General features: G+C 71.9%; 18 protein-coding genes and 1 tRNA gene. 2 read left to right on the forward strand and 17 right to left on the reverse strand.

The genetic code is table 11. The annotated features are described in order from the left end of the window. The first annotated feature begins 22 nt into the window (after positions 1–22). Positions 23–1648: a glycoside hydrolase family 13 protein gene (locus HGB44_RS10925; RefSeq protein ID WP_061078879.1), complete on the forward strand. Its 1626-nt coding sequence runs from the start codon at positions 23–25 to the stop codon at positions 1646–1648. A 244-nt stretch (positions 1649–1892) separates the two neighbouring features. Here HGB44_RS10925 and HGB44_RS10930 read toward each other — a convergent pair. The 4 genes from HGB44_RS10930 to nadD all read right to left on the reverse strand — a co-directional run bounded on the left by HGB44_RS10930 (position 1893) and on the right by nadD (position 3773). Next, a tRNA-Ala gene (locus tag HGB44_RS10930) sits at positions 1893–1965 on the reverse strand. Between the two features lie 80 nt (positions 1966–2045). Then, the gene (locus HGB44_RS10935; RefSeq protein WP_061078878.1) at positions 2046–2669 is read right to left on the reverse strand and encodes a histidine phosphatase family protein; all 624 of its coding nucleotides are present in this window, start codon (positions 2667–2669) and stop codon (positions 2046–2048) included. A 34-nt stretch (positions 2670–2703) separates the two neighbouring features. Further along, on the reverse strand, positions 2704–3102 hold the full coding sequence (rsfS, locus tag HGB44_RS10940; protein ID WP_061078877.1) for a ribosome silencing factor: 399 nt from the start codon (positions 3100–3102) through the stop codon (positions 2704–2706). A gap of 17 nt (positions 3103–3119) precedes the next feature. Beyond that, positions 3120–3773, reverse strand: a complete 654-nt coding sequence (nadD, locus tag HGB44_RS10945) for a nicotinate-nucleotide adenylyltransferase (protein ID WP_269458459.1) — start codon at positions 3771–3773, stop codon at positions 3120–3122. A gap of 229 nt (positions 3774–4002) precedes the next feature. Here nadD and HGB44_RS10950 point away from each other — a divergent pair, with 229 nt between their 5' ends. After that, complete coding sequence (locus HGB44_RS10950) at positions 4003–5058, forward strand: M48 family metallopeptidase (protein WP_061078876.1); 1056 nt, start codon at positions 4003–4005, stop codon at positions 5056–5058. 334 nt (positions 5059–5392) lie between these two features. Here HGB44_RS10950 and HGB44_RS10955 read toward each other — a convergent pair whose 3' ends face one another. The 13 genes from HGB44_RS10955 to rodA all read right to left on the reverse strand — a co-directional run bounded on the left by HGB44_RS10955 (position 5393) and on the right by rodA (position 22348). Then, positions 5393–6124, reverse strand: coding sequence for an alpha/beta hydrolase family protein (locus tag HGB44_RS10955; protein ID WP_061078875.1), 732 nt, complete (start codon positions 6122–6124; stop codon positions 5393–5395). 209 nt (positions 6125–6333) lie between these two features. After that, positions 6334–7305, reverse strand: coding sequence for a hypothetical protein (locus tag HGB44_RS10960; RefSeq protein WP_061078874.1), 972 nt, complete (start codon positions 7303–7305; stop codon positions 6334–6336). Positions 7306–7615: 310 nt separating this feature from the next. Next, complete coding sequence (locus tag HGB44_RS10965; RefSeq protein WP_061078873.1) at positions 7616–8890, reverse strand: glutamate-5-semialdehyde dehydrogenase; 1275 nt, start codon at positions 8888–8890, stop codon at positions 7616–7618. 224 nt (positions 8891–9114) lie between these two features. Continuing rightward, the gene (locus tag HGB44_RS10970; RefSeq protein ID WP_061078872.1) at positions 9115–9561 is read right to left on the reverse strand and encodes a type II toxin-antitoxin system PemK/MazF family toxin; all 447 of its coding nucleotides are present in this window, start codon (positions 9559–9561) and stop codon (positions 9115–9117) included. A gap of 138 nt (positions 9562–9699) precedes the next feature. Next, the gene (locus HGB44_RS10975; protein ID WP_210751450.1) at positions 9700–10590 is read right to left on the reverse strand and encodes an alpha/beta hydrolase fold domain-containing protein; all 891 of its coding nucleotides are present in this window, start codon (positions 10588–10590) and stop codon (positions 9700–9702) included. 90 nt (positions 10591–10680) lie between these two features. Continuing rightward, positions 10681–11838: a glutamate 5-kinase gene (gene proB / locus HGB44_RS10980; RefSeq protein ID WP_061078870.1), complete on the reverse strand. Its 1158-nt coding sequence runs from the start codon at positions 11836–11838 to the stop codon at positions 10681–10683. An 81-nt stretch (positions 11839–11919) separates the two neighbouring features. Continuing rightward, complete coding sequence (obgE, locus tag HGB44_RS10985) at positions 11920–13284, reverse strand: GTPase ObgE (protein ID WP_061078869.1); 1365 nt, start codon at positions 13282–13284, stop codon at positions 11920–11922. Positions 13285–13406: 122 nt separating this feature from the next. After that, entirely contained in the window at positions 13407–13667 is a 261-nt protein-coding gene (rpmA, locus tag HGB44_RS10990) for a 50S ribosomal protein L27 (RefSeq protein ID WP_061078868.1), read from the reverse strand. Positions 13668–13681: 14 nt separating this feature from the next. Then, complete coding sequence (rplU, locus tag HGB44_RS10995; RefSeq protein WP_017568486.1) at positions 13682–13993, reverse strand: 50S ribosomal protein L21; 312 nt, start codon at positions 13991–13993, stop codon at positions 13682–13684. Positions 13994–14349: 356 nt separating this feature from the next. Beyond that, positions 14350–17352 carry an Rne/Rng family ribonuclease gene (locus HGB44_RS11000; protein WP_061078867.1) on the reverse strand — a complete coding sequence of 1001 codons (3003 nt, stop codon included), beginning with the start codon at positions 17350–17352 and terminating at the stop codon, positions 14350–14352. 158 nt (positions 17353–17510) lie between these two features. Beyond that, a complete protein-coding gene (locus HGB44_RS11005; protein ID WP_061078866.1) occupies positions 17511–18287 on the reverse strand; it encodes a TIGR03936 family radical SAM-associated protein in 777 nt (258 codons plus the stop codon). Positions 18288–18977: 690 nt separating this feature from the next. Continuing rightward, positions 18978–20915 carry a TIGR03960 family B12-binding radical SAM protein gene (locus tag HGB44_RS11010; RefSeq protein WP_061078865.1) on the reverse strand — a complete coding sequence of 646 codons (1938 nt, stop codon included), beginning with the start codon at positions 20913–20915 and terminating at the stop codon, positions 18978–18980. Positions 20916–21175: 260 nt separating this feature from the next. Next, positions 21176–22348 (reverse strand): rod shape-determining protein RodA, encoded by a 1173-nt coding sequence (gene rodA, locus HGB44_RS11015; protein ID WP_061078864.1) that lies wholly within the window; start codon positions 22346–22348, stop codon positions 21176–21178. Positions 22349–22350: the final 2 nt, after the last annotated feature.

Genomic DNA, 22350 nt, shown 5'->3' on the forward strand with positions numbered 1-22350 from the left:
CCGAACACCTGGGGGAACCAACATGCAGCAGTGGTGGCGCGACGCGGTCCTGTACCAGGTCTACCCGCGCAGCTTCGCCGACGCCGACGGGGACGGGACCGGTGACATCGCGGGGATCACCGCGCGCCTGGGCCACGTCGCCGAGCTGGGCGCGGACGGGATCTGGCTGTCGCCGTTCTACACCTCCCCGTGGGCCGACGGCGGGTACGACGTGGCCGACTTCCGCGACGTGGACCCGCGCCTGGGCACCCTGGAGGACTTCGACGCGATGGTGGCGGCCGCGCACGCGCTGGGCCTGCGGGTGATGGTCGACATCGTGCCCAACCACACCTCCGAGGAGCACCCGTGGTTCAGGGAGGCGCTGGAGGCCGCTCCCGGATCACCCGAGCGGGAGCTGTACGTGTTCCGCGACGGGCGGGGCGCGGACGGCGAGCTGCCGCCGACCAACTGGCGGTCGACGTTCGGCGGCCCGGCGTGGACCCGCGCGGCGGACGGTCAGTGGTACCTGCACATGTTCGCGCCCGAGCAGCCGGACCTGAACTGGGACGACCCTCGGGTGCGCGAGGAGTTCCGCGGCATCCTGCGGTTCTGGAGCGGGCGCGGGGTGGACGGCTTCCGGATCGACGTGGCGTACGCGCTGGTCAAGGACCTGGAAGAGCCGCTGCGCGACCTGGTGCTGGTGGAGGGCGGCCGGTTCGAGGACATCGCGGCCAACCCGGACCACCCGTTCCTGGACCGGCCCGAGGTGCACGAGGTGTACCGGGACTGGCGGCGGGTGCTGGCCGGGTTCGACCCGCCCCGGGTCACGGTGGGCGAGGTGTGGCTGCCCGGTGAGCGGCGGGTGCTGTACACGCGCCCGGACGAGCTGGACCAGGCGTTCAACTTCGACTTCCTGAGGACCGCGTGGGACGCCGACGCCTACCGGAGGGTGGTCGACTCCTCGATCGCCGACGCCGCGCGGGTGGGCACGGTGCCCACGTGGGTGATCGGCAACCACGACGTGGTGCGCCCGGTGTCGGTGCTGGGGCTGCCCCCGGGCACCGACCAGAGGGCGTGGCTGCTCTCGGACGGGCGCGATCCGGAACCGGACCTGGAGCTGGGCACGCGGCGGGCGCGGGCGCTGGCCCTGCTGGAGCTGTCGCTGCCGGGGTCGGCGTACGTGTACCAGGGCGAGGAGCTGGGGCTGCCGGAGGTCGCGGACCTGCCCGCGCAGGCTCTGGAGGACCCGCGGTGGGTGCGCAGCGGACACACCGACAAGGGACGGGACGGGTGCCGGGTGCCGCTGCCGTGGACGGTGGAGGGGGCGTCGTACGGGTTCGGCGGCGGGAGCGCTCCGTGGCTGCCCCAGCCCGAGGGGTGGGGCCGGTTGTCGGTGCAGGCCCAGACCGACGATCCCGGATCCGTGCTCTCCCTGTACCGCCGGGCTCTGGCGCACCGCGGGGAGTTCTCCTCGGACGAGACCCTGACGTGGGACGACACGCTGAACCGGGGGCCGGTGCTGGCCTACTGGCGGGGCGAGGACGTGCTGGTGCTGGTCAACACGGGCGAGGAGGCGGTGGAGCTGCCGCAGGGCCGGGTGCTGGTGGCCAGCACGGAGCTGGACGGGCGGCTCCCGGGGAACGCGGCGGTGTGGCTGCACCGGGAGTGACCACCGCGACCCCGACCACAGGGGGATACCTCGGAAGGTTCGGCCACCACTACCCGCGACCCCCGCCACAGGGGATCCGGAGGCGAGGCCCCACCTCACGGGAGAACACCCCGCCCACCCCACCGATCACCGCAGCCCCGACCACAGGGGGGTACCTCGGGGGGTTCGGGGGTCTCCCCCCCCGGAAAGCAGAGCGGGCTGCGGCGAGCCGGTCGAAGACCGGCGAGCAGCAGCCCGCATCACGTGGAGCTATGGGGATTCGAACCCCAGACCTCCTCCATGCCATGGAGGCGCGCTACCAACTGCGCCATAGCCCCTCAAGGGAGTCGATCGGACCTGTCGGGGTCCTGCCGACTCCCTGAACCATAGCGGAATCCGGCCCGAACGTCGAAACGGTTTACGCGTCGTCGCTGAGGACGACCGGCTCGGGGAGGCTGGCCGCGTTGTGCTCCATGAGCCGCCACTGCCCCCGGCGCTCCTGGAGCACCGACCAGCAGCAGTTGCTGATCGGTCCCAGGATCTCGCGCTGCTCGTCGGGGATCCCCAGCATCCGGGCGATCCCCACCCTGAGGGCGGCGCCGTGGCTGACCACGACGAGCAGCCCCCCGGACGGGGTCTTGCCCAGCCCTCGCTCGACGGCGGCGCGCATCCGGTCACCGACCTCGGCGATGGCCTCGCCGTCGGGGATGGCCATCCGCGCGTGTTCGACCGGCCAGCGCGCGGACAGCTCCGCCCCGGTCAGCCCCTCCCAGGAGCCGCCGAAGCGCTCGCGCAGCCCCTCGTCGAACTCCACGGACACCCCGGAGGCCTGGGAGAGGTATCCGGCGGTGTCGGCGGCCCTGGTCAGGTCGGAGGCGACGATGACGTCGGGGTGCATCGAGGCGAGCAGCTCACCCGCCCGTCTTGCCTGGGCGTGGCCGACCGGATCGAGTGCGATGTCGGTCTGCCCCTGGAAACGGTTCTCGGCGTTCCAGGAGGTGCGTCCGTGCCGCCAGAACAGCACACGGGGGGTGTCGCTCACGTGATGTGTCTCTCCGCTCGGAGTGTGGTCGGTGTCAGAGCTCGTCCAGCGGCGTGCGTTCGGCACCGCGCGCGCCCTCGGGCAGGTCGATCTCGGGGCAGTCCTTCCACAGCCGTTCGAGGCCGTAGTAGCCGCGCTCCTCCTCGTGCTGGATGTGCACGACGATGTCGGCGTAGTCCAGCAGGACCCAGCGACCGTCACGCTCGCCCTCGCGCCGGATCGGCTTGGCCCCGGACTGGAGGCGGATCTGGTCCTCGACCTCGTCGACGATCGCGCGGACCTGCCGGTCGTTGGGGGCCGAGCACAGAACGAAGGCCTCGGTGATGACCAGCTGCTCGCTGACGTCGTAGGCGATGATCTCCTGGGCGAGCTTGTCGGAGGCGGCTTCCGCCGCGACCCTGACCAGCTCCAGTGCCCTGTCGGTGGCTGTCACGTTGTGCTTGCTGCCTTTCAGCTCTCTAGGTAGAGCCCGGTCTTGTTGATGTAGCGGACGATGCCGTCGGGGACCAGGTACCAGATGGGTTCGCCCTTGCGGACACGTTCCCGGCACTCGGTCGAGGAGATGGCCAGCGCGGGGACCTCCACCAGGGAGACCTTGCCCTCGGGCAGTCCGGTGTCACTGAGGTGGTGACCGGGCCGGTTACAGCCTACGAAATGCGCGAGCTCGAAGAGTTCGTCGACGTTGTGCCAGCTCAGGATGGCGCCCAGCGCGTCCGCCCCGGTGATGAAGTACAGCTCCACGTCGGGACCGTACTTGGCGCGCATCTCGCGCAGCGTGTCGAGGGTGTAGGTGGGCCCCAGACGGTCGATCTCGATGCGGTCCACCCGGAACTGGGGGTTCTCGGCGGTGGCGATGACCGTCATCAGGTAGCGGTCCTCGGAGGGCGTCACCTTGGCCAGGTCCTTCTGCCAAGGCTGGCCGGTGGGGACGAACACCACCTCGTCGAGCTCGAAGAGGTGGGCGACCTCACTGGCCGCCACGAGGTGGCCGTGGTGGATGGGGTCGAAGGTACCGCCCATGATGCCGACCTTGGTCGGACCGGTTCCTCCCCGGGGCGCGGGGGAGTCCTCGTTGCGGGATGCGTCGGAAGCTGCGTGCGCCACTGTGCGCTCCGTTTCGCCGTGGACGTTGCCGTTGCCGGGATCGGCCAACCGAGATTAGCCGACGGAGGGCACCACCGCTGTCCCCTTCCTCCCTTTTGGTCCTTGCACTGGGACAACGAACGCGGTGTCGGGTTCCTTCCCGGGTCATGTCGGCGGTGCCCGGAAATCGCGTCATATCTCGAAGCCGGAAACCGTGGCCAAGCACGGGCACGGCGCATAGCATGCCGATATGGCCAACACACCAGACCGCGTCCGCGTCCGGCTCTCCGAGATCTCGCCCCGTGCCTACGAGCACCCCGCCGACCGTGGCGCCCTGGTCGCGCTGCGCTCGCTGCGCGGGTTCGACGAGGTGTTCAAGCGCCTGTCGGGGCTGTTCAACGAGCGCGCCCTGCGACTGATGTTCCTGTCCAGTGCCGTCCGGGTCGGACCCACCCAGTTCCCTCACGTGTACGACTACGTGCGCGACGCCGCCTACGTCCTGGACATGGACGAGGTCCCCGAGCTCTACATCCAGATGAACCCGAAGCCGAACGCCATGGCCATCGGCAGCAACCGCCCGTTCATCGTGATGACCACGGGCCTGTTCGACCTGCTGGACGCCGAGGAGCAGCGCTTCGTCGTCGGCCACGAGGTCGGCCACATCCTCAGCGGCCACGCCGTCTACCGCACCATGCTGCTGGCCCTGATCCGGCTGGCCACCCGCGTGGCGTGGGTGCCGCTGGGCTTCATCGGCATCCAGGCCATCGTGGCCGCGCTGGAGGAGTGGTACCGCAAGTCCGAGCTGTCCTGCGACCGCGCCGGGATCCTCGCCGGCCAGAACCCCGAGGCGGGCAAGCGCGCCCTGATGAAGATGGCGGGCGGCTCCAAGCTCGTGGAGATGAACCCCGACGCCTTCCTGGAGCAGGCCCGCGAGTACGAGTCCGGCGGTGACGCCCGTGACAGCCTCATCAAGCTGATCAGCCTGGTCGGGCAGACGCACCCGTTCGCGGTGGTGCGCCTGGCCGAGCTGCACCGGTGGATCGAGGAGGGCTCCTACCAGCGCATCATCGACGGCGACTACCCGCGCCGCTCCACCGACCGAGACGCCAAGGTGGGCGAGGAGGCGCGCAAGGCCGCCAACTCCTACAAGGAGTCCTGGAACCGCACGGGCGACCCGCTGCTGGGCACCCTGCGCGACGTCGCGGGCAGCGCGGCCAGCGCGGGCGGCAAGATCTTCGACACCGTCGCCGACCGGTGGCGCAACGGCTCCTCCCGCACCAACCAGGGCTCGGACGCCTCCTCCTGACCGGAACCCGTCCGGGGCACGTGCCCTCGGAAGTCTGGCGCCGGTCCCCCACGCGGGGAAGTCAGGTGCCCTGCCGCGAGGGGCGGCCCGTGGACGCGGGCCGCCCCTCGGGTGTGTCCGGCGGGCACACGCCCTCACGCGCGGCTCAGCCGAGCACGAAGGATCCGCCCATCGCGACGTGTGGCTACGCCCTGGCGCCTGCCCGGCTCCGCTCCCGCTCCTTCGACCTCACGAACGGGCACCCGGGCGCAGTACGCCCTCGCCCGCGTGCGGCTCGGCGTTCCTTCCCGTACCCGGCCCACCAGCCGATCTGACGCCCTCGCGCACGTGCGGCTCAGCGCCGGTCGGCGAGGTAGGCGCGCACCCTCAGCCAGGCGGGGTGGGCGGGGTCGATGACCGCGAAGTGGTCGGCCCCGGACGGCTCGTGGTGGTCCACGGTGTCCCCCGCGGCGCGCGCGGCGGTCACGTAGCCGCGGCTGTGGGAGACCGGGACGCGCTGGTCGGCGTCACCGTGCACGACCAGCTGGGGCACCCCCAACGGCACGCGCAGCAGCGGCGAGCTGGCGGCGTACACCCGCGCGGAGGGGTCGGAGCCGAGGAACGGCTCCACGGCGCCCTCGCCCAGCCCCTCCCGGGCACAGCGCTCGACGTCGGTGATGGGCGCGAGGGCGACCACTGCGCGCACGGGCGTGCGGGGGTGGAGCGCGTTGAGCAGGGCCAGATGTCCGCCCGCCGAGTGGCCGACGGACACCGTGCGGGTCAGGTCGTAGCGGCCGGGCTCGCGGGCCGCGGCCTCGGCGAGCACCCCCAGTGCGCGGTCGACGTCGTCGAGCGTCTGCGGCCAGCCGCCACCGCCGCCGCCGGTGCGCCGGTACTCCACGTTCCACACCGCCCACCCGGCGGCGGCCAGGTCGCGTGCCAGCGGGTCCATGAGTCCGGCGCCGAACCCGTCGCGCCACCAGCCTCCGTGCAGCAGGGCGGCGACGGGCGCGGGCGCGCCGCCCTGCGGTTCCCACAGGTGCGCGATCTGGCTGGGGTGGTCTCCGTAGGCCACGGTGGTCGGCACGCGCCGCTCCCCTCGTCGTCGGTCCGGCTCCCCGCGGACGGTAACAGTCCTCCCCCGCCCCGCCCACCGCGCGTCTGCGCCACGTGTGCCCGCCGTGCGCCCCGTGTCGCGGGAGAGGAGCGCCCCGACGGGACGGCCCCGGCACACGGCAGCGCCGACGGCGGGGCCGTCGGCGCTGTCGGGCGTCCGGGAGTGACCGGGACCAGGTCCTAGAAGGCGGGACCGGCGGCCATGGCCTCGTCGATGGTCGTGGAACGGGCCTCCTCGACCTCCTTGGCGAGGTCGTCCTCGTGGGCCTCGAACTCCTCGACCACGGCGGTGGAGAAGGTGCGCAGGGCGATCTCCTCGGTGAGGTTGTCGCCGCGGACGCGGTTGTTCTCACCGATCTGGGCGGTCGGGCTGTTGGCGGAGGTGGCCAGGTCGCCGCCGACGATGTTGTTGTCGATGTAGACGCCGCCGCTGACGCCGGTGACGCTCAGGTCGCCGTCGACGTAGTTGACGGAGGAGCAGAAGCCCTCCTGCTCCCCGGCGCCGACCGCGACCGGACCCGAGCCGCCGCTGTAGGTGGCCGCGCCGATCACCTCGCTGTCGCAGAGGATGCCGCCGCTGGCGGGGTTGTTGACAGTCAGGGCGCCGCGCACCACGGAGTCGTAGATGTCGGCGTACTCGACACCGTCGGCCTTGACGGCGCCGCCGATGCGCGAGCCGGAGACGTAGACGGCGCCGACCTCGGCGTTGATGCTGCGAACGGAGGAGTCCACCACGTAGGCGAAGCCGTCGGTGTTGCCGCCGTCGACCGGGACGGCGCGCAGGGCCGCGCCCGTGGAGCTGTTCTCCAGGTAGGTGCCGTAGGAACCGCGGTTGACCACGCGGTCACCGACGGAGCTCTCCTGGGAGTCGAAGTAGGCGTCCTGCTGGACGGTCACCTTCCCCTCGATCTCACCGCCGATGATGTGCAGGTTGCCACCCTGGCGGACGGTGACGTCGCCCTGGATGACCGTGCCGTCCAGGAAGCAGCTCTTGCCGGCGGGGACCGCGAGGTCCGTGGGCAGGGTGATGGCACCGCCGTGGCCCGAGCAGAGGGTGACCAGGTCAGCCTGGGCGGGGGAGGCCATCAGCGTGACACCACCGACGGCCAGGGCGGTCGTGGCGATGGCAGCGACCTTGCTCCGGAGCTTCATTCGGGGGATTCCTTTCGTTGTGACCGTGGGGGGGCGACACTCCGAGCGATGCGGAGGCGCGCCGTGAGACACCACAGTGAAATTACCGACCGGCCGTCGCTTTGGGAATACGTGCTAGACGAAGATTCGCTTCTGTCCAGGTTTCCAACGGGAAAACGCTCCAGATGCCAACGACCCCTCGCATCCCGCCCGTCACTCTCGGTTCCGCGCCGAACACACGGATGCGACCGGCGCCGCGGACGGCCCCGTGGTGTACGGCTTCCCGCTGTCCGGGGGCCGCCCGCGAGCGGGCGGCCCCCGGCACGTGCGGCTATCTGAGGTGGCCGTCCCCGGTGACCACGTACTTGGTGGAGGTCATCTCGGTGAGGCCCATCGGACCTCTGGCGTGCAGCTTCTGGGTGGAAATGCCGATCTCGGCGCCGAAGCCGAACTCGCCGCCGTCGGTGAACCTCGTGGAGGCGTTGACCATGACCGCGGCGGAGTCGACCCGGGAGACGAAGTACCGGGAGGCCTTCAGCGAGTCGGTGACGATGGCCTCGGTGTGCTGGGTGGAGTACCTGCGGATGTGGGCGAGCGCCTCGTCGATGCTGGGCACCACACGCACGGCCAGGTCCATGGACAGGTACTCGGTCGCCCAGTCCTCCTCCGTGGCCTCGACCACCCGGGCCCCGGTCGGGCGTGCGGCGGCGGCCTCCAGCACCCGGGGGTCGCCGTGCACGGTCACACCGCTCTCGCCGAGGGCCTCCAGCACGCGCGGCAGGAACTCCTCGGCGACGGCCTCGTGCACCAGCAGGGTCTCGGCGGAGTTGCACACCGAGCAGCGCTGCGCCTTGGCGTTGGTGGCGATGGCCACGGCCTTGTCGAGGTCGGCGTCGGCGTCCACGTAGACGTGGCACAGGCCCTCTCCGGTCTCGATGACCGGCACGGTGGAGTCGCGCACCACGGCCTGGATGAGGGAACCGCCGCCGCGCGGGATGAGCACGTCCACCAGGCCGCGCGCCCGCATGAGCGCGGTGGAGGACTCACGGGTGCGGCCGGGCACCATCTGGACGGCGTCCACCGGGACCCCGGTGCCCTCCAGGGCGTCCCGCAGGACCCCGACGATGGCGGTGTTGGAGGAGTAGGCCGAGGAGGAGCCGCGCAGCAGGGCGGCGTTGCCGCTCTTGAGGCACAGGGCGGCGGCGTCCACGGTGACGTTGGGGCGGCCCTCGTAGATGATGCCGATGACACCGAGCGGCACCCGGATCTGGCGCAGGTCCAGGCCGTTGGGCAGCACGGACCCGCGCACGGACTCGCCCACCGGGTCGGGGAGCTCGACGATCTCGCGGACGGCGTCGGCGATGGCCTCGATCCGCTGCGGGGTGAGGGTGAGCCGGTCGACCATGGCCGGACTGGTGCCCTCCTCGCGGGCCCGCGCCACGTCCTCGGCGTTGGCCGCGGTGATCTCGTCGGACCGCTTGACCAGGGCGTCGGCGATCGCCAGCAGTGCGGCGTCCTTGACCGCCCGGCTGAGCGGGGCGAGGTCGGCCGCCGCGTCCCTGGCCCGCCCGGCTACCGCGTGGACCTCGCGCTCGATGTCACTCATGGTGCTCTCTCTTGGTTGGGAGGCCATCCCGGCGTACCCGCCCTGCGGCGTCGAAGGGTCCCAGGGGCATGCGCCGGGGTGAACACCTCCAGCGTATAGCGCCGCGCGGTCGTCGACGCGGTCGTCCACAGGCCGGATCCTGCGCGCTCCGCCGGAGCGGCGCGGACCCCGCCCGCGGCCCCGGGACCGCCGCGCGCCCCGGGTACGCCCGCCCTCCCCGGCTCTCAGCTCCACCCGTAGCGGGCGCGCAGGACGTCGGCGACCATCCAGAACAGCTCCTCGTCCATGACGGCCGCCTCACGGCGGATGTCGTCCTCGTCGAACTCGAAGAGCCGGTCCGCACGCACGTAGGAGTCGCGCTGCTCGCGGTCCCAGGGACCCGAGCCGATCGGCAGCCAGTCCTGGCGCTCCCACTCCTCGGGGCGCTGGGAGGACAGCATCAGCCCGTGCAGCCGCCTGCCCCTGCGGCCGACCACCAGCAGCGGACGGTCCTTGCCCCGCTCCGGGTCCTCCTCGTAGGGAACCCACGTCCACACGATCTCGCCCGCGTCGGCGAGGCCGTCGCGCTCGGGCGCGTAGACGAGCCTGGTGGCGTTGGCGGCGGTGGGGATCTCGCGGACCTCGCCCCGGTGGGGGTGGTCCTCGCTTCGGCGCGTCGTTCGTTCACTCACGTCCGCATCCTAGGGCGTGTGCGGTGGACGCCGCCCGTCACGAGGCGGGACACGTGCGCACCGGGCTCCTCCCGGTCCCGCAGGGCCCCGCCCTCCCGCTCCCGCTCCCGCGGCTCCGTCGGTCCCGCCCGGGAGGTCTCACAGATCCTGGACGGTACCGATGATGCGCGCCCGCGCCCGGCTGCCCTCGGGAACCGGGACCAGCGGGTAGACGTGGAAGGCCCCCTCCTCCTCGTGCAGGTCCACCTCTCCCCCCGCCCGCGCGACGAGCGCGCGCAGGCGCCGGGTGTCGGGCAGGAACACGTCACGGGTACCGATGTAGAGGTCCATGGGCGGCAGGCCGGAGAGCACTCCGTTGACGGGGCTGAGCCGGGGCAGGGACAGGTCGTCGCCGTCCGCCCACACCTTGGCGGCCTCCTTGAGGCCGACCGGGCTGAGCCAGGGGTCCCTGCCCTCCACCTCGGCGATGTCGGGGTTGGACATGGTCAGGTCCGTCCACGGGGAGACCAGGATGAGCCGTGCTGGCTGGGGCAGGCCCTCCTCCGGCAGCGTCTGCGCGAGGGCGAGCGCCAGCCCCGCCCCGGCCGAGTCCCCCGCGAACACCGTGCGCTCGGGCACCACGTGCTCCAGCAGCTCGCGGTACACCGCGTGGAGGAAGCCGAACGCCTCGCGGTAGGTGTGCTGGGGCGCCAGCCCGTAGACGGGCACCTCCACCCGGCATCCCACGTCCGCCATGCGCGAGATCAGGACCCAGTGCCAGGGGGAGATCTCACTGATGTAGGAGCCCCCGTGCACGTACAGGACCGCCTTGTCGGGGTCCTCCTCCCGGTCCCGGGCGAGGACCGTGTAGCTCGTGAAGCCCCCCACCTCGCGCCGGGTGATCTCGTGGCGCTTGGCGACCCAGAGCGGCGGCTCGGGGTCGTCCTTGGCCTCGTCGATGCGCTCCCGCGCACCCTCCACGGTCTCCATGGGGCGCTTGCGCGCCACCCGGAACGCCACCGCGAGCATTCTCGCCACCAGACTAGGCATGGGTGTCTTCACTCTCCTCGGGGGGTTTCCCCGACATTGCCACAGAGGTGTCGCGGCGGGACGGGACCGCGGCGGAACGGGGGACGCGACCTAGAGCACGACGAGGTCGTCCCGGTGCACCAGCTCGCGCTCGTAGGAGGGGCCCATCTCCCTGGCCAGCCACCGGGTGGACCGCCCCATCAGGTCGGGCACCTCGGCGGCGTCGTAGTTGACCAGTCCGCGCGCGACGACGGTGCCGTCCTCGCCGCACAGGTCCACCGGGTCGCCCGCGTTGAAGTCGCCCGCCACCCTCACCACACCGGCCGGGAGCAGGGACGCCTTCTCCCGTACCACCGCCGTGACCGCGCCGGGGTCCAGGACCAGGCTGCCCCGGCCCGCGGTGGCGTGCGCCAGCCAGAGCTGGCGGGCCGAGGGGCGGCGTCCGCGCCCCGGGGCGAACAGGGTGCCCGCGGACCCGCCCTCCAGGGCCGTGCGGGCGTTCGCGGCGGAGGTCAGCAGGGTGTACACGCCGGCCTCCGTGGCGATCCGCGCCGACGCCACCTTGGTGACCATCCCGCCGGTGCCCACGCCCCGCCCGCCCGCACTGCCGATGTCGATCCCGTCCAGGTCGGCCGGGCCGCGCACGAGGCTGACCACCGACGATCCCGGGGCGGAGGGGTTGCCGTCGTACAGGGCGTCCACGTCCGAGAGCAGCACCAGCGCGTCGGCACGCATCAGGTGCGCCACCAGAGCCGCCAGGCGGTCGTTGTCGCCGAAGCGGAGCTCGTGCGTGGCCACGGTGTCGTTCTCGTTGACGATGGGCAGGGCGCCGATGTCCAGCAGGCGGCGCAGCGTGCGCTGGGCGTTGCGGTGCTGTACCCGCCGCATCATGTCCTCGACCGTGAGCAGGACCTGAGCCGCGGTGAGGCCGTGCCCGGCCAGCTCGGCCGTGTACGCGGCCAGCAGCAGCCCCTGGCCCACGCTGGCGGCGGCCTGTTGGGAGGCCAGGTCACGGGGTCGGCGGACCATGCCGAGCGGGGTCATCCCGGCCGCGACCGCACCGGAGGAGACCAGGATGACCTCCTGGCCCGCGGCGCGGCGGTCCGCCAGCACCCGGACCAGGTCGCGGATGCGGCAGGAGTCGATCCTGCCGTCGGGTGTGGTCAGGGACGACGACCCCACCTTCACCACGACCCGGCGCGCGGCGGCCACCGCCGCGCGCCCGGAGGCCTCCAGGGAGTCGGTCTGTTCGAGTCCTGCGCTGTGCACCGTGTGGAACTTTCCATCCAGTGGCGCGGCACCGGGCGCCGCGCTCGTGCCTGTCGGCCGGGCCGCCGGACCCCGCGCGGGTCAGCCCAGCCGGGCGTCGGACCCGCGCGGGCCGGACGGGACGACCTCGGCGTCCATGGAGGGGTCCCAGTCGAAGACCACGGAGTCCTCCTCGGTTCCGATGTGCACCTCGGCGCCCTCGGTGGCGCCCGCCTTGGCCAGCTCGGCCTCGATGCCGAGGCGGTTGAGGCGCTCGGCGAGGTAGCCCACGGCCTCGTCGTTGGCGAAGTCGGTCTGGCGCACCCAGCGGGCGGGCTTGTCCCCGCGCACCTGGAAGGCGTTGCCGCCCAGAGGCACAACCTGGAAGGGCACGTCGCCGATGGCCTGCGGACGGATCACGACCCGGGTGGGCTCCGCGGGCGGTGCGGCCTGACGGGCCGCGGCCACCTGCTCGCCCAGGGCGAAGGACAGCTCACGCAGCCCCTCGCGGGAGGCCGCGGAGACCTCCATGACGCGGTAGCCGCGCTCGACCAGCATCGGGGTGACCAGCTCGGCGAGCTCGCGGGCCTCGGGGACGTCCACCTTGTTCAGGGCGACCAGGCGCGGCCGGTCGGACAGGTCCACCCCGGTGCTGCGGCCGTAGGCGGACAGCTCCGCCTCCAGGGCCTCCAGGTCGCTGACCGGGTCTCGGCCCTGCTCGTAGGTGGCGCAGTCCAGCACGTGCAGGAGGGTGGAGCAGCGCTCGATGTGGCGCAGGAACTCCAGGCCCAGTCCCTTGCCGTCGCTGGCGCCGGGGATGAGGCCGGGCACGTCGGCGATGACGTACTGGACGTTGCCCGCCTCCACCACGCCCAGGTTGGGCACCAGGGTGGTGAACGGGTAGTCGGCGATCTTGGGGCGGGCCGCGGACATGGCGGCGATCAGGGACGACTTGCCCGCGCTGGGGAAGCCCACCAGGCCGACGTCGGCGATGGTCTTCATCTCCAGGCGCACGTCGAAGCCCTGGCCCTCCTCGCCCTTGAGGGCGAAACCGGGGGCCTTGCGCCGCTTGGTGGCCAGCGCGGCGTTGCCCAGGCCGCCGTGACCGCCCTCGGCGAGCACCAGGCGGGTGCCGTGGCCGACCAGGTCGGCGATGACCTCGCCGTCCACACGGGTGACCACGGTGCCGTCGGGCACCTTGAGGACCAGGTCCTCGCCCTTGGCCCCGGCGCGGTGGCCGCCCTGGCCGGGCGTGCCGTTGCTGGCGGCGCGGTGCGGGCGGCGCTGGTAGTCCAGCAGGGTCGCGGTCTGGGTGTCGACCTCCAGGACGACGTCCCCGCCGTGACCGCCGTTGCCGCCGTCCGGACCGCCCAGCGGCTTGAACTTCTCCCGGTGCACGGAGGCGCAGCCATGCCCGCCGTTCCCGGCCTTGACGTGCAAGACCGCCTCGTCGACGAAGTCAGGCATAGCTCTCCCCGTTACTCTCCGGCCCCCGGGCGGGGGCCTGGACACACACGCGTCATCCAGTGACAACGCAAGAGGCGGGCCAGTGTTCCCTGGCCCGCCCTGTACAACGTCCGCGCGCGAGCCTACTCGGCGGCGGCGGGAACGATGTTGACGGCCTTGCGGCCGCGGAAGTTGCCGAACTTGACCTGACCGGCGACCAGCGCGAACAGCGTGTCGTCGCCACCGCGGCCGACGTTGGCGCCGGGGTGGAACTTGGTGCCGCGCTGACGGATCAGGATCTCGCCAGCCGAGACGCTCTGGCCGCCGAAGCGCTTGACGCCGAGGCGCTGAGCGTTCGAGTCACGACCGTTACGGCTGGACGAAGCGCCCTTCTTGTGTGCCATTTCTTCCAGGCCTCCTACTTCGCCGCGATGCCGGTGACCCGCACCTGGGTGTGCTTCTGGCGGTGACCCTGGCGCTTCTTGTAACCGGTCTTGTTCTTGTACTTCAGGATGTTGATCTTGGGGCCCTTGGTCTCACCGAGGATCTCGGCGCTGACCGTGTAGCCGCTCAGCTTGTCGCCGTCGCTGATGACGTTGTCACCGTCGACGACGAGGATGGGCTGCCATGTGATGGTGGCGCCGGTCTCGTCGGAGACCTTGTCGATGTTCAGGACGTCATCGACAGACACCTTCTCCTGTCGGCCGCCCGCTCGCACGATCGCGTACACCGGGTAACTCTCTTCCTGCTCGCTCAACGAATAATGCTCGGGACCATCCCCGAGACATGAGCCCGGGGTCCGGGTCCGGCCGCACCTGTGCCCAGATCGGCCGGGAGGCTCATCCCCGTGTGGGCGGGGAGGTGCCTCGTTCCACGATCCACTGATCGCCTGTAGCGGGGCGCGGGGATCCGAGGGAAACAAACCCTGCGTGGAGAGCACTTCGGTGTCGGGGCGCGCGATTGTGGTGGAGCGCGCCGACGCACCGTCCCTCAGATTACCATCGGCCCGCCACGGGCCTGTACACGTGCCGTGGTCCGGACCGGGCTGTCGCCGGTCCGGGCCACGGCGGGGCTACCGCCCCTGACTCAGCCCGCGTCCACGGCGGTCGGCGGGGTGGCCGCCGCCCTGGTGCGCCGGGTACGGCGACGCTTGGGCCGCTCGGCGGCCTCGTCGTCACCGGCCTCGGCGGGCGTCTCGGCGGCGGTCGCGTCCGCCTCGGCGGGGACGCTCTCACCGCCCGCTGCCTCGGCCTCACCGCTGTCGGCCGCCGTGCGGGCGGTACGACGGGTGGTGGTGCGCCGGGCGCGGGTCTTCTTGGCCGGGGCCTCCTCGGGGGCTTCCGCGGCCTCCACCGCCTCAGGAGCCTCCTCGGCGGCGGTGATCTCCTCCTGCTCCTCCGCCACGGCCTCGGCCTTGCGGGAGCGGGAGGCCCGCTTACGGGTCTTCTTGGCGGGCTCTGGGACCGGGGCCTCGGCGGCCGGCGGGACCTCGGGGGACTCCTCGGACGGCGCCGCGTCGGCCTCGGCGGACTTCACGGAGTCCTTGCCCGTCTTCTCGGCCTTCTCGGGCTTGTCAGTCCTCTCGGACTTGTCGGAGGACGGCTTCTCCGCCTTCTCCGACTTCTCGGCGGCCTGGTCGGGCTCGCCCTTGCCCTTCTTCTTCTTGCGGCCGTTGCCGTTGCCGCCGCCCTTGCCCTCGACCGGGTCGCTGGCGACCACCAGGCCGCGGCCGTTGCAGTGCTCGCAGCTGTGCGAGAACGCCTCCAGCAGGCCCTGGCCGACCCGCTTGCGGGTCATCTGGACCAGGCCCAGCGAGGTCACCTCGGCCACCTGGTGCTTGGTGCGGTCGCGGGAGAGGCACTCCAGCATGCGCCGCAGCACCAGGTCGCGGTTGGACTCCAGGACCATGTCGATGAAGTCGATGACGATGATGCCGCCGATGTCGCGCAACCGGAGCTGGCGGACGATCTCCTCGGCCGCCTCCAGGTTGTTCTTGGTGACCGTCTCCTCCAGGTTGCCGCCCTGGCCGGTGAACTTGCCGGTGTTGACGTCGACCACGGTCATGGCCTCGGTGCGGTCGATGACCAGCGAGCCGCCGCTGGGCAGCCAGACCTTGCGCTCCAGTGCCTTGTTGATCTGCTCGTCGATGCGGTAGGCGGCGAAGACGTCGCGGTCCTCGCCCCAGTGGGAGAGGCGCTCGGCGAGGTTGGGAGCCACGTAGTCCACGTACTCGTGGACGGTGGTCCAGGCCTCCTCACCGGACACGACGAGGCTGGAGAAGTCCTCGTTGAACACGTCGCGCACGACCCGCACCGTCAGGTCGGGCTCGCTGTTGAGCAGCGACGGGGCGTTGGCCGACTTGGACTTGCGCTTGATGGAGTCCCACTGCTTGGCGAGACGGTTGATGTCGCGCTCCAGCTCCTCCTCGCTGGCGCCCTCGGCGGCCGTGCGCACGATGACGCCCGCGCCGGAGGGCATGACCTTCTTGAGGATCTGCTTGAGACGCGCGCGCTCCTTGTCGGGGAGCTTGCGGCTGATACCGGTCATCGAACCGCCGGGCACGTACACGAGGTAGCGGCCGGGCAGGCTGATCTGACTGGTCAGGCGGGCGCCCTTGTGGCCGACGGGGTCCTTGGTGACCTGCACCAGGACCGACTGGCCGGACTTGAGCACCGATTCGATGCGCTTGGGCTGGCCGTCCAGGCCGAAGGAGTCCCAGTTGACCTCGCCCGCGTACAGGACGGCGTTGCGGCCCTTGCCGATGTCGACGAACGCGGCCTCCATCGAGGGCAGCACGTTCTGCACCCGGCCCAGGTACACGTTGCCCACGTAGGAGCGGTGCGTGGCCCGGTCGACGTAGTGCTCGACGAGGATGTCGTCCTCAAGGACGGCGATCTGGGTGCGGTCCTCGACGCGGCGCACCACCAGGTCCCGCTTGACCGACTCGCGTCGGGCCAGGAACTCCGACTCGGTGACGATGGGGGCGCGGCGGCGGCCCTGCTCGCGGCCCTCGCGGCGGCGCTGCTTCTTGGCCTCCAGGCGTGTGGAGCCGCGGACCGCCTGGACCTCGTCCTCGATCGGCTTCTCCTGGCGGGGCTCGCGCACCCGGACCACGGTGTTGGGCGGGTCGTCCGCGGTGGCCTCGGGGCCGTCTCCCCCGCCGGAGCGGCGGCGACGGCGGCGGCGACGGCGGCTGCTGCGGTCATCGGACTCGGCGGCCTCGTCGGCCACGCCGTCGTCCTCGCCCCGGTCCTTGTCCCCGCGCTGTTCGGTCCTGTCCTCCGCGGGCTCCGGGGCCTCGGCGGCCTCGTCCTCGTCCGCACGGGAGCGGCCGCGTCCCCGGCCTCCGCGGCGGCGGCGACGGCGACTGGGGCGGTCGTCGTCCCCGTCGCCGGTCTCCTCGGCGCCGGTGGCCTGGGCGCCCTCCTCCTCGGGATCCTCGTCCTCGTACTCGTCGGCCTCCGCCGCGGCGGTGCTGCGGGCGGGCACGGGGGCGGTGCTGGCCACCGGGGGCTGGAAGAGCATGGAGGGGGCCTGGAAGACGTTGCCGCCGCCCGACTCCACGGTCTCCTCGTCCTTGTCGGCGGCCTCGGAAGGCGCGGGCTCGGCGGTCTCCACGGCCGCGGCGGAGCGGGCGCGCGCACGGCCGCGACTCCTGGTCGTGGAGGGGGCGGTGTCCTCCGCGGCGGAGGCGCGGGCACGGCGCGGAGCGGTCTCCTCCTCAGCGGAGGCGCGGGCACGGCGCGGAGCGGTCTCCTCCTCAGCGGAGACGCGGGTGCGGCGCGGAGCGGCGTCCTCGTCGGGACGGCCCGCGGCTCTCACGGTGCGCCTGCGCGAGGTGGTGGCCACCGAGGTCTTGACCGTGCCTCCCTCGCCGGACCCGGCGAGGGAGGTGACGGGCGCGGAGGGGGGAGTGAAGACGTCGTCGGGTTCGGGGGGTGGTCCGGCGGCGCGGCGGACGCCCTTGGCGGGTGCGGGCGTGGTCACGCGCACCTCGCCGCCCCCCGCGGGGGGCGCCGCCGTGTTGTTGGTCGTTTCAGTTGTACCCGCGGTGCCGTCGGCACCGTTGTTGGGCTCGTTGTCGAGCATCCGGGCGGTCTCCCGTCAGAGTCCTCGGGCGCGCCGCGACCTCTCGGTCGGCGGCGCGGCTCACGAGAACTGTCGTCGCTGTGTCAGCGCCGGCGGCGCCGAGGCGCCGTCGGGGCAAAGTCCTGTGGTGTCGCCCATGTTCCCCGCTTCGGGGCCGCTCATCCGTGCGGTCCCGCCATGGGCGTTGACGGCCGTGGTGCGTTGTCGCGCCGCTCCTCCGCGTTGTCTTCCACGGGTCCGGAGCTCGTGTGGGCTTCGGGCCGGTCCCGGGAGAGCGGGTCCGCGATCGCACCTGTCGTCTCGTCCAGCGGCCCCTGCGCCAGCCGGGTCATCATGGGCGATGACGGCGGCGCGAGGTCGGCCACGTGGCGAAGGCCGGTCAGCACGTCGTCCGGTCGAACAGCAGGTGTCGTGTGCCGTACGACCATCCGAAGTATGGCATATGTCGTGTGATGTTCCTCTGGGGCGCGCCCGTGGGAATCAGCGCACACGTCGATACGGACCACTGCCGGCCGTGTGTCGAAGCGTCGACGACCCTTCTTCGTCATCCGCTCCACCTCGACGCTGTCGGCGGCCAGATAGGCGGCCACCGCCCTGGCGGCGTCGTCGGGGTCGACGCCGGCCATCTCCACACGCCATTCGGAGGCCTGGAGCCGGTCGGCCAGCCCGGGATGGCGGGCCTCGACGACCTCGACGATGTCGATGCCCTGGGGCATGGCCGCGTCGATGTCGGCTCGGACCCTCTCGGGCGGACGGTGCTCGGCCAGAGTGAGTTCAAGGTACTCCGCCTCGCTGGCGACCCCGGTGGGGGCCGCTCCGGTGTAGGAGACCTTGGGGTGAGGTGAGAAGCCAGCGGAGAAAGCCACGGGTACGGAGGCCCTGCGCAGGGCGCGCTCCAGAGCCCGGGCGATGTCGCGGTGGCTGGCGAACCTCATGCGTCCGCGCTTGGCGTAGTGGACGCGAAGCCGTTGTCCGGGTTTGGCGGTGGAGGGTGAGGTGGTGCCCTCGGATGCGGGGGGCAGCTCAACTCCTTTCCTCATGCCCCCTGGTGCGGTCGGCGGGGCGACCTGAAGGGGCTGTTCCTCGTCCTGCTCAGCGTACGGTGCGCCGTGGTGCACATGCGCCAACAGGACTACGCATACCGGTATCTCCCCCACTGACCTGCGGTCGAAAAGTCCCCGAGCGGTCGGAGCGGATACCGAAGCCGTGTTCACCACCAGAACGCGGGGTTCCCCGAAAAAAATCCGAAGAAAATCTGGATCCGATGGCAACCCCCCGCGTAACCCGCGAGTCCTATTACACGTACGGCCCGGCGCGAGCGGGGCGCCGGGCCGTACATCTTCCTCCCCCGGGCCACTCTCCCCCCAAGGGTCGAGAGAGCGCCCGGAGCGCGAAATCCTACTTCACCCCCTCCTGGGACGCATGGGCCGACCCCTGTCCCCGGCACGGACGCCAGAACCCCTGGTTCCACCGGCAACCGGTGGAACCAGGGGTTCGTCCGTGTACGGCGTCGTCCGGGAGCCTCCTGGGCTCCGCGCGACATGTCGCCGCGACCGGGGCCGCCCTCCGGGCGGGGCGCGGCGTACGGCCCCTGCTGCCCCGCCCAGCGACCGCCGCCGGTCCGGCTAGACCACGTTCAGCGGCAGCAGCGGGCGGCCCTCCGCCGGTGCGTTGATCTGGATCTCGGTACCCATGCTCGGGCAGACCCCGCAGTCGTAGCAGGGGTTCCAGCGGCAGTCGTCCACCTCCAGCGACTCCTCGCCGTACAGCGAGTCCTGCCAGTCCTGCCACAGCCACGACCGGTCCAGGCCCGCGTCCAGGTGGTCCCAGGGCAGGACCTCGTCCTCGTCGCGCTCGCGGGTGGTGAACCAGTCCACGTCCACAGGGAGGTCGGCCAGGCCGACCTCGGCGGCCTTGGACCACCGGTCGTAGGAGAAGTGCTCGCTCCAGCCGTCGAAACGGCCCCCCGAGCGCCACACCTCCTCGACCACCCGGCCGACCCTGCGGTCTCCCCTGGAGAGCAGGCCCTCGATGATGGAGGGGCGACCCTCGTGGTAGCGCAGACCGATCGACTTGCCGTACTTGCGGTCGCCCCGCAGCCTGTCGCGCAGCTTGCGCAGCCGGGCGTCGACGGCCTCGTACGAGGTCTGCGCCGCCCACTGGAACGGGGTCTGCGGCTTGGGCACGAACCCGCCGATGGACACCGTGCAGCGGATGTCCTTGCGCCCGGTCACCTCACGGCCCGTCCGGATCACCTCGGTGGCCAGGTCGGCGATGGCCAGGACGTCCTCGTCCTCCTCGGTGGGCAGTCCGCACATGAAGTACAGCTTCACCTGCCGCCACCCGGCCGCGTACGCGGCGGTGACGGTGCGGATGAGGTCCTCCTCGGTGACCATCTTGTTGATCACCCGGCGCATCCGCTCGCTGCCGCCCTCCGGCGCGAACGTCAGGCCGGAGCGGCGCCCGTTGCGGGTCAGCTCGTTGGCCAGGTCGATGTTGAACGCGTCCACCCGGGTGGAGGGCAGCGACAGGCCGGTGTTGGTGCCCTCGTACCGGTCGGCGAGCCCCTTGGCGATCTGCCCGATCTCGCTGTGGTCGGCGCTGGACAGCGACAGCAGCCCCACCTCCTGGAAACCGGAGGCGTTGACGCCGTCCTCGACCATCTTGGTGACGGTCTCCTTGTTGCGCTCGCGCACCGGCCGGGTGATCATCCCCGCCTGGCAGAACCGGCAGCCGCGCGTGCAGCCGCGGAAGATCTCCACGCTGTAGCGCTCGTGCACGGACTCGGCGGTCGGCACGATCGGCTTCTTGGGGTAGGGCCACTGGTCCAGGTCCATCACGGTGTGCTTCTGCACCGTGGCGGGCACCCCGGGCCGGTTGGGCGTGTAGGAGGCGATCCGCCCGTCCTCGTGGTAGTCCACGTCGAAGAAGCGGGGCACGTACACGCCGCCGGTCGCGGCCAGGCGCAGCAGCAGGCCGTCGCGCCCGCCGGGCTCGCCCTCCTCCTTGAACTCGCGGATGATCTCGGTGACGGCGAGGGTGATCTCCTCGCCGTCGCCCAGGACCACCGCGTCCAGGAAGTCGGCGATCGGCTCGGGGTTGAACGCCGAGTGCCCGCCCGCCAGCACGACCGGGTGGTCGTCGGTGCGGTCGGCCGAGCGCAGCGGGATGCCCGCCAGGTCCAGCGCGGTGAGCATGTTGGTGTAGCCCATCTCGCTGGCGAAGCTCAGCCCGAGCACGTCGAAGGCGGCCAGCGGCCGGTGCGCGTCCACGGTGAAGTGGGGCACGCCGTGCTCGCGCATGAGCTTCTCCAGGTCCGGCCACACCGCGTAGGCGCGCTCGGCCAGCACTCCCTCGCGCTCGTTGAGGACCTCGTACAGGATCTGGACGCCCTGGTTGGGCACTCCCACCTCGTAGGCGTCCGGGTACATCAGCGCCCAGCGCACCCGGGTCTCGTCCCATTCCTTGACCACGGAGTTGAGCTCGCCACCGACGTACTGGATGGGCTTGGCCACCTGCGTCAGCAGGGGTTCCAGCCGCGGGAAGAGGCTTTCGACGGACATGGTGTGGGCCTTCGTTCGGCGGACATCGTGTCGGGTGTGCGTGGACCCCCGTCGTGGCGGGAGTCGGCGCCGTGACGCGTGGAGCGCGCCCGCGCGGATGCCCCCAGGCTACCGGCGACCCGGGCTCCGGACCGCTCCGTCCACAGGCCCGCTCGGAGCGCCGCGGGCCCGGTCCGTCCCCGCGGACGCCCCTGGGGGCGGGCCCGGCTTCTCCGCCGCGCCCGCCCCCAGGCGTTCCGGTCCGTTTCCCGGGGCCCCTGCTAGGCGAAGCCCCGGTCCCGCGAGTCGACGCCCAGCACCAGTCCCAGGGCGACCATGTTGGCCACGATCGCGGTACCGCCGTAGGACATGAACGGCAGCGGCAGGCCCGTCACCGGCACGACCCCCAGTCCCATCCCGATGTTGATGAAGGCCTGGAACCCGAACCAGGCGACCACGCCCACGCACAGCAGGCGCGGGTAGGGCTGCTCGCATCCCCGGGCGATGCGCAGGATCCGCCACAGGATCAACGCGAACAGGCCGATGACCACCACCGACCCCACGAACCCCAGTTCCTCGCCCGCCACCGTGAAGATGAAGTCGGTGTGCTGCTCGGGCACGAACTGCCCGTGCGTCTGCTCGCCCTGGAACAGCCCGGTCCCGTTGAACCCGCCCGATCCCACCGCGATCAGCGCCTGGTTGGAGTTGTACCCCGCGCCCTGCGGGTCGGCGGTCGGGTCCATCAGGGTCGCGATGCGGTCCAGCTGGTAGGGCTCCAGCATGTCGAACCACCACACGCACAGCGCGCCGACCACCCCGCATGCCAGCATGCCCGCCACCCACACGATCGGGGCGCCCGACAGCGTGAGCATGCCCAGGAAGATCATGGCGAGCACCAGCGTGGTGCCCAGGTCCGGCTGCGACATCACCAGGGCCAGCGGCACCGCCAGGACCACCAGGCAGAACACCACGTCCCGCGTCATCGGCCGGGCCTCGCCGTCGCGGGGCTCCCCCAGCAGCGTGGCCAGGACCAGGACGAGTCCGACCTTGGACAGCTCACTGGGCTGGAACTGGAAGCCGCCGACCACGATCCAGCCGCGCGACCCGTTGATCACCTCGCCGAGCGGGGTGAGCACCAGGACCAGCGTGATCACCGTGACCAGGTAGACGATCGGCGCGTACGCGCGGATCGTGCGGTGGTCCACCGCGGCGACCACCAGGCACAGCGCCCACGCCACCACCAGGTGGAGCAGGTGGCGGGTCAGGTGTTCGGTGGATTCGAGCGGGTCGCTGCCGTCGCCCGGGATGGTCGCCGACCACACCAGCAGCGAGCCGATGGCGCACAGGGCCGCCACCGACGCGACCAGCGTCCAGTCCAGTCGGCGGGCCAGGCCCGCCGCGCTGCGTCCGATCTCGGCGCCCCGTGAACCGGGCGCTCCCACGTAGGTGCTCATGG

It is taken from the genome of Nocardiopsis alborubida, assembly GCF_012396365.1.
In the GTDB taxonomy this organism is placed as follows: Bacteria; Actinomycetota; Actinomycetes; order Streptosporangiales; family Streptosporangiaceae; genus Nocardiopsis; species Nocardiopsis alborubida.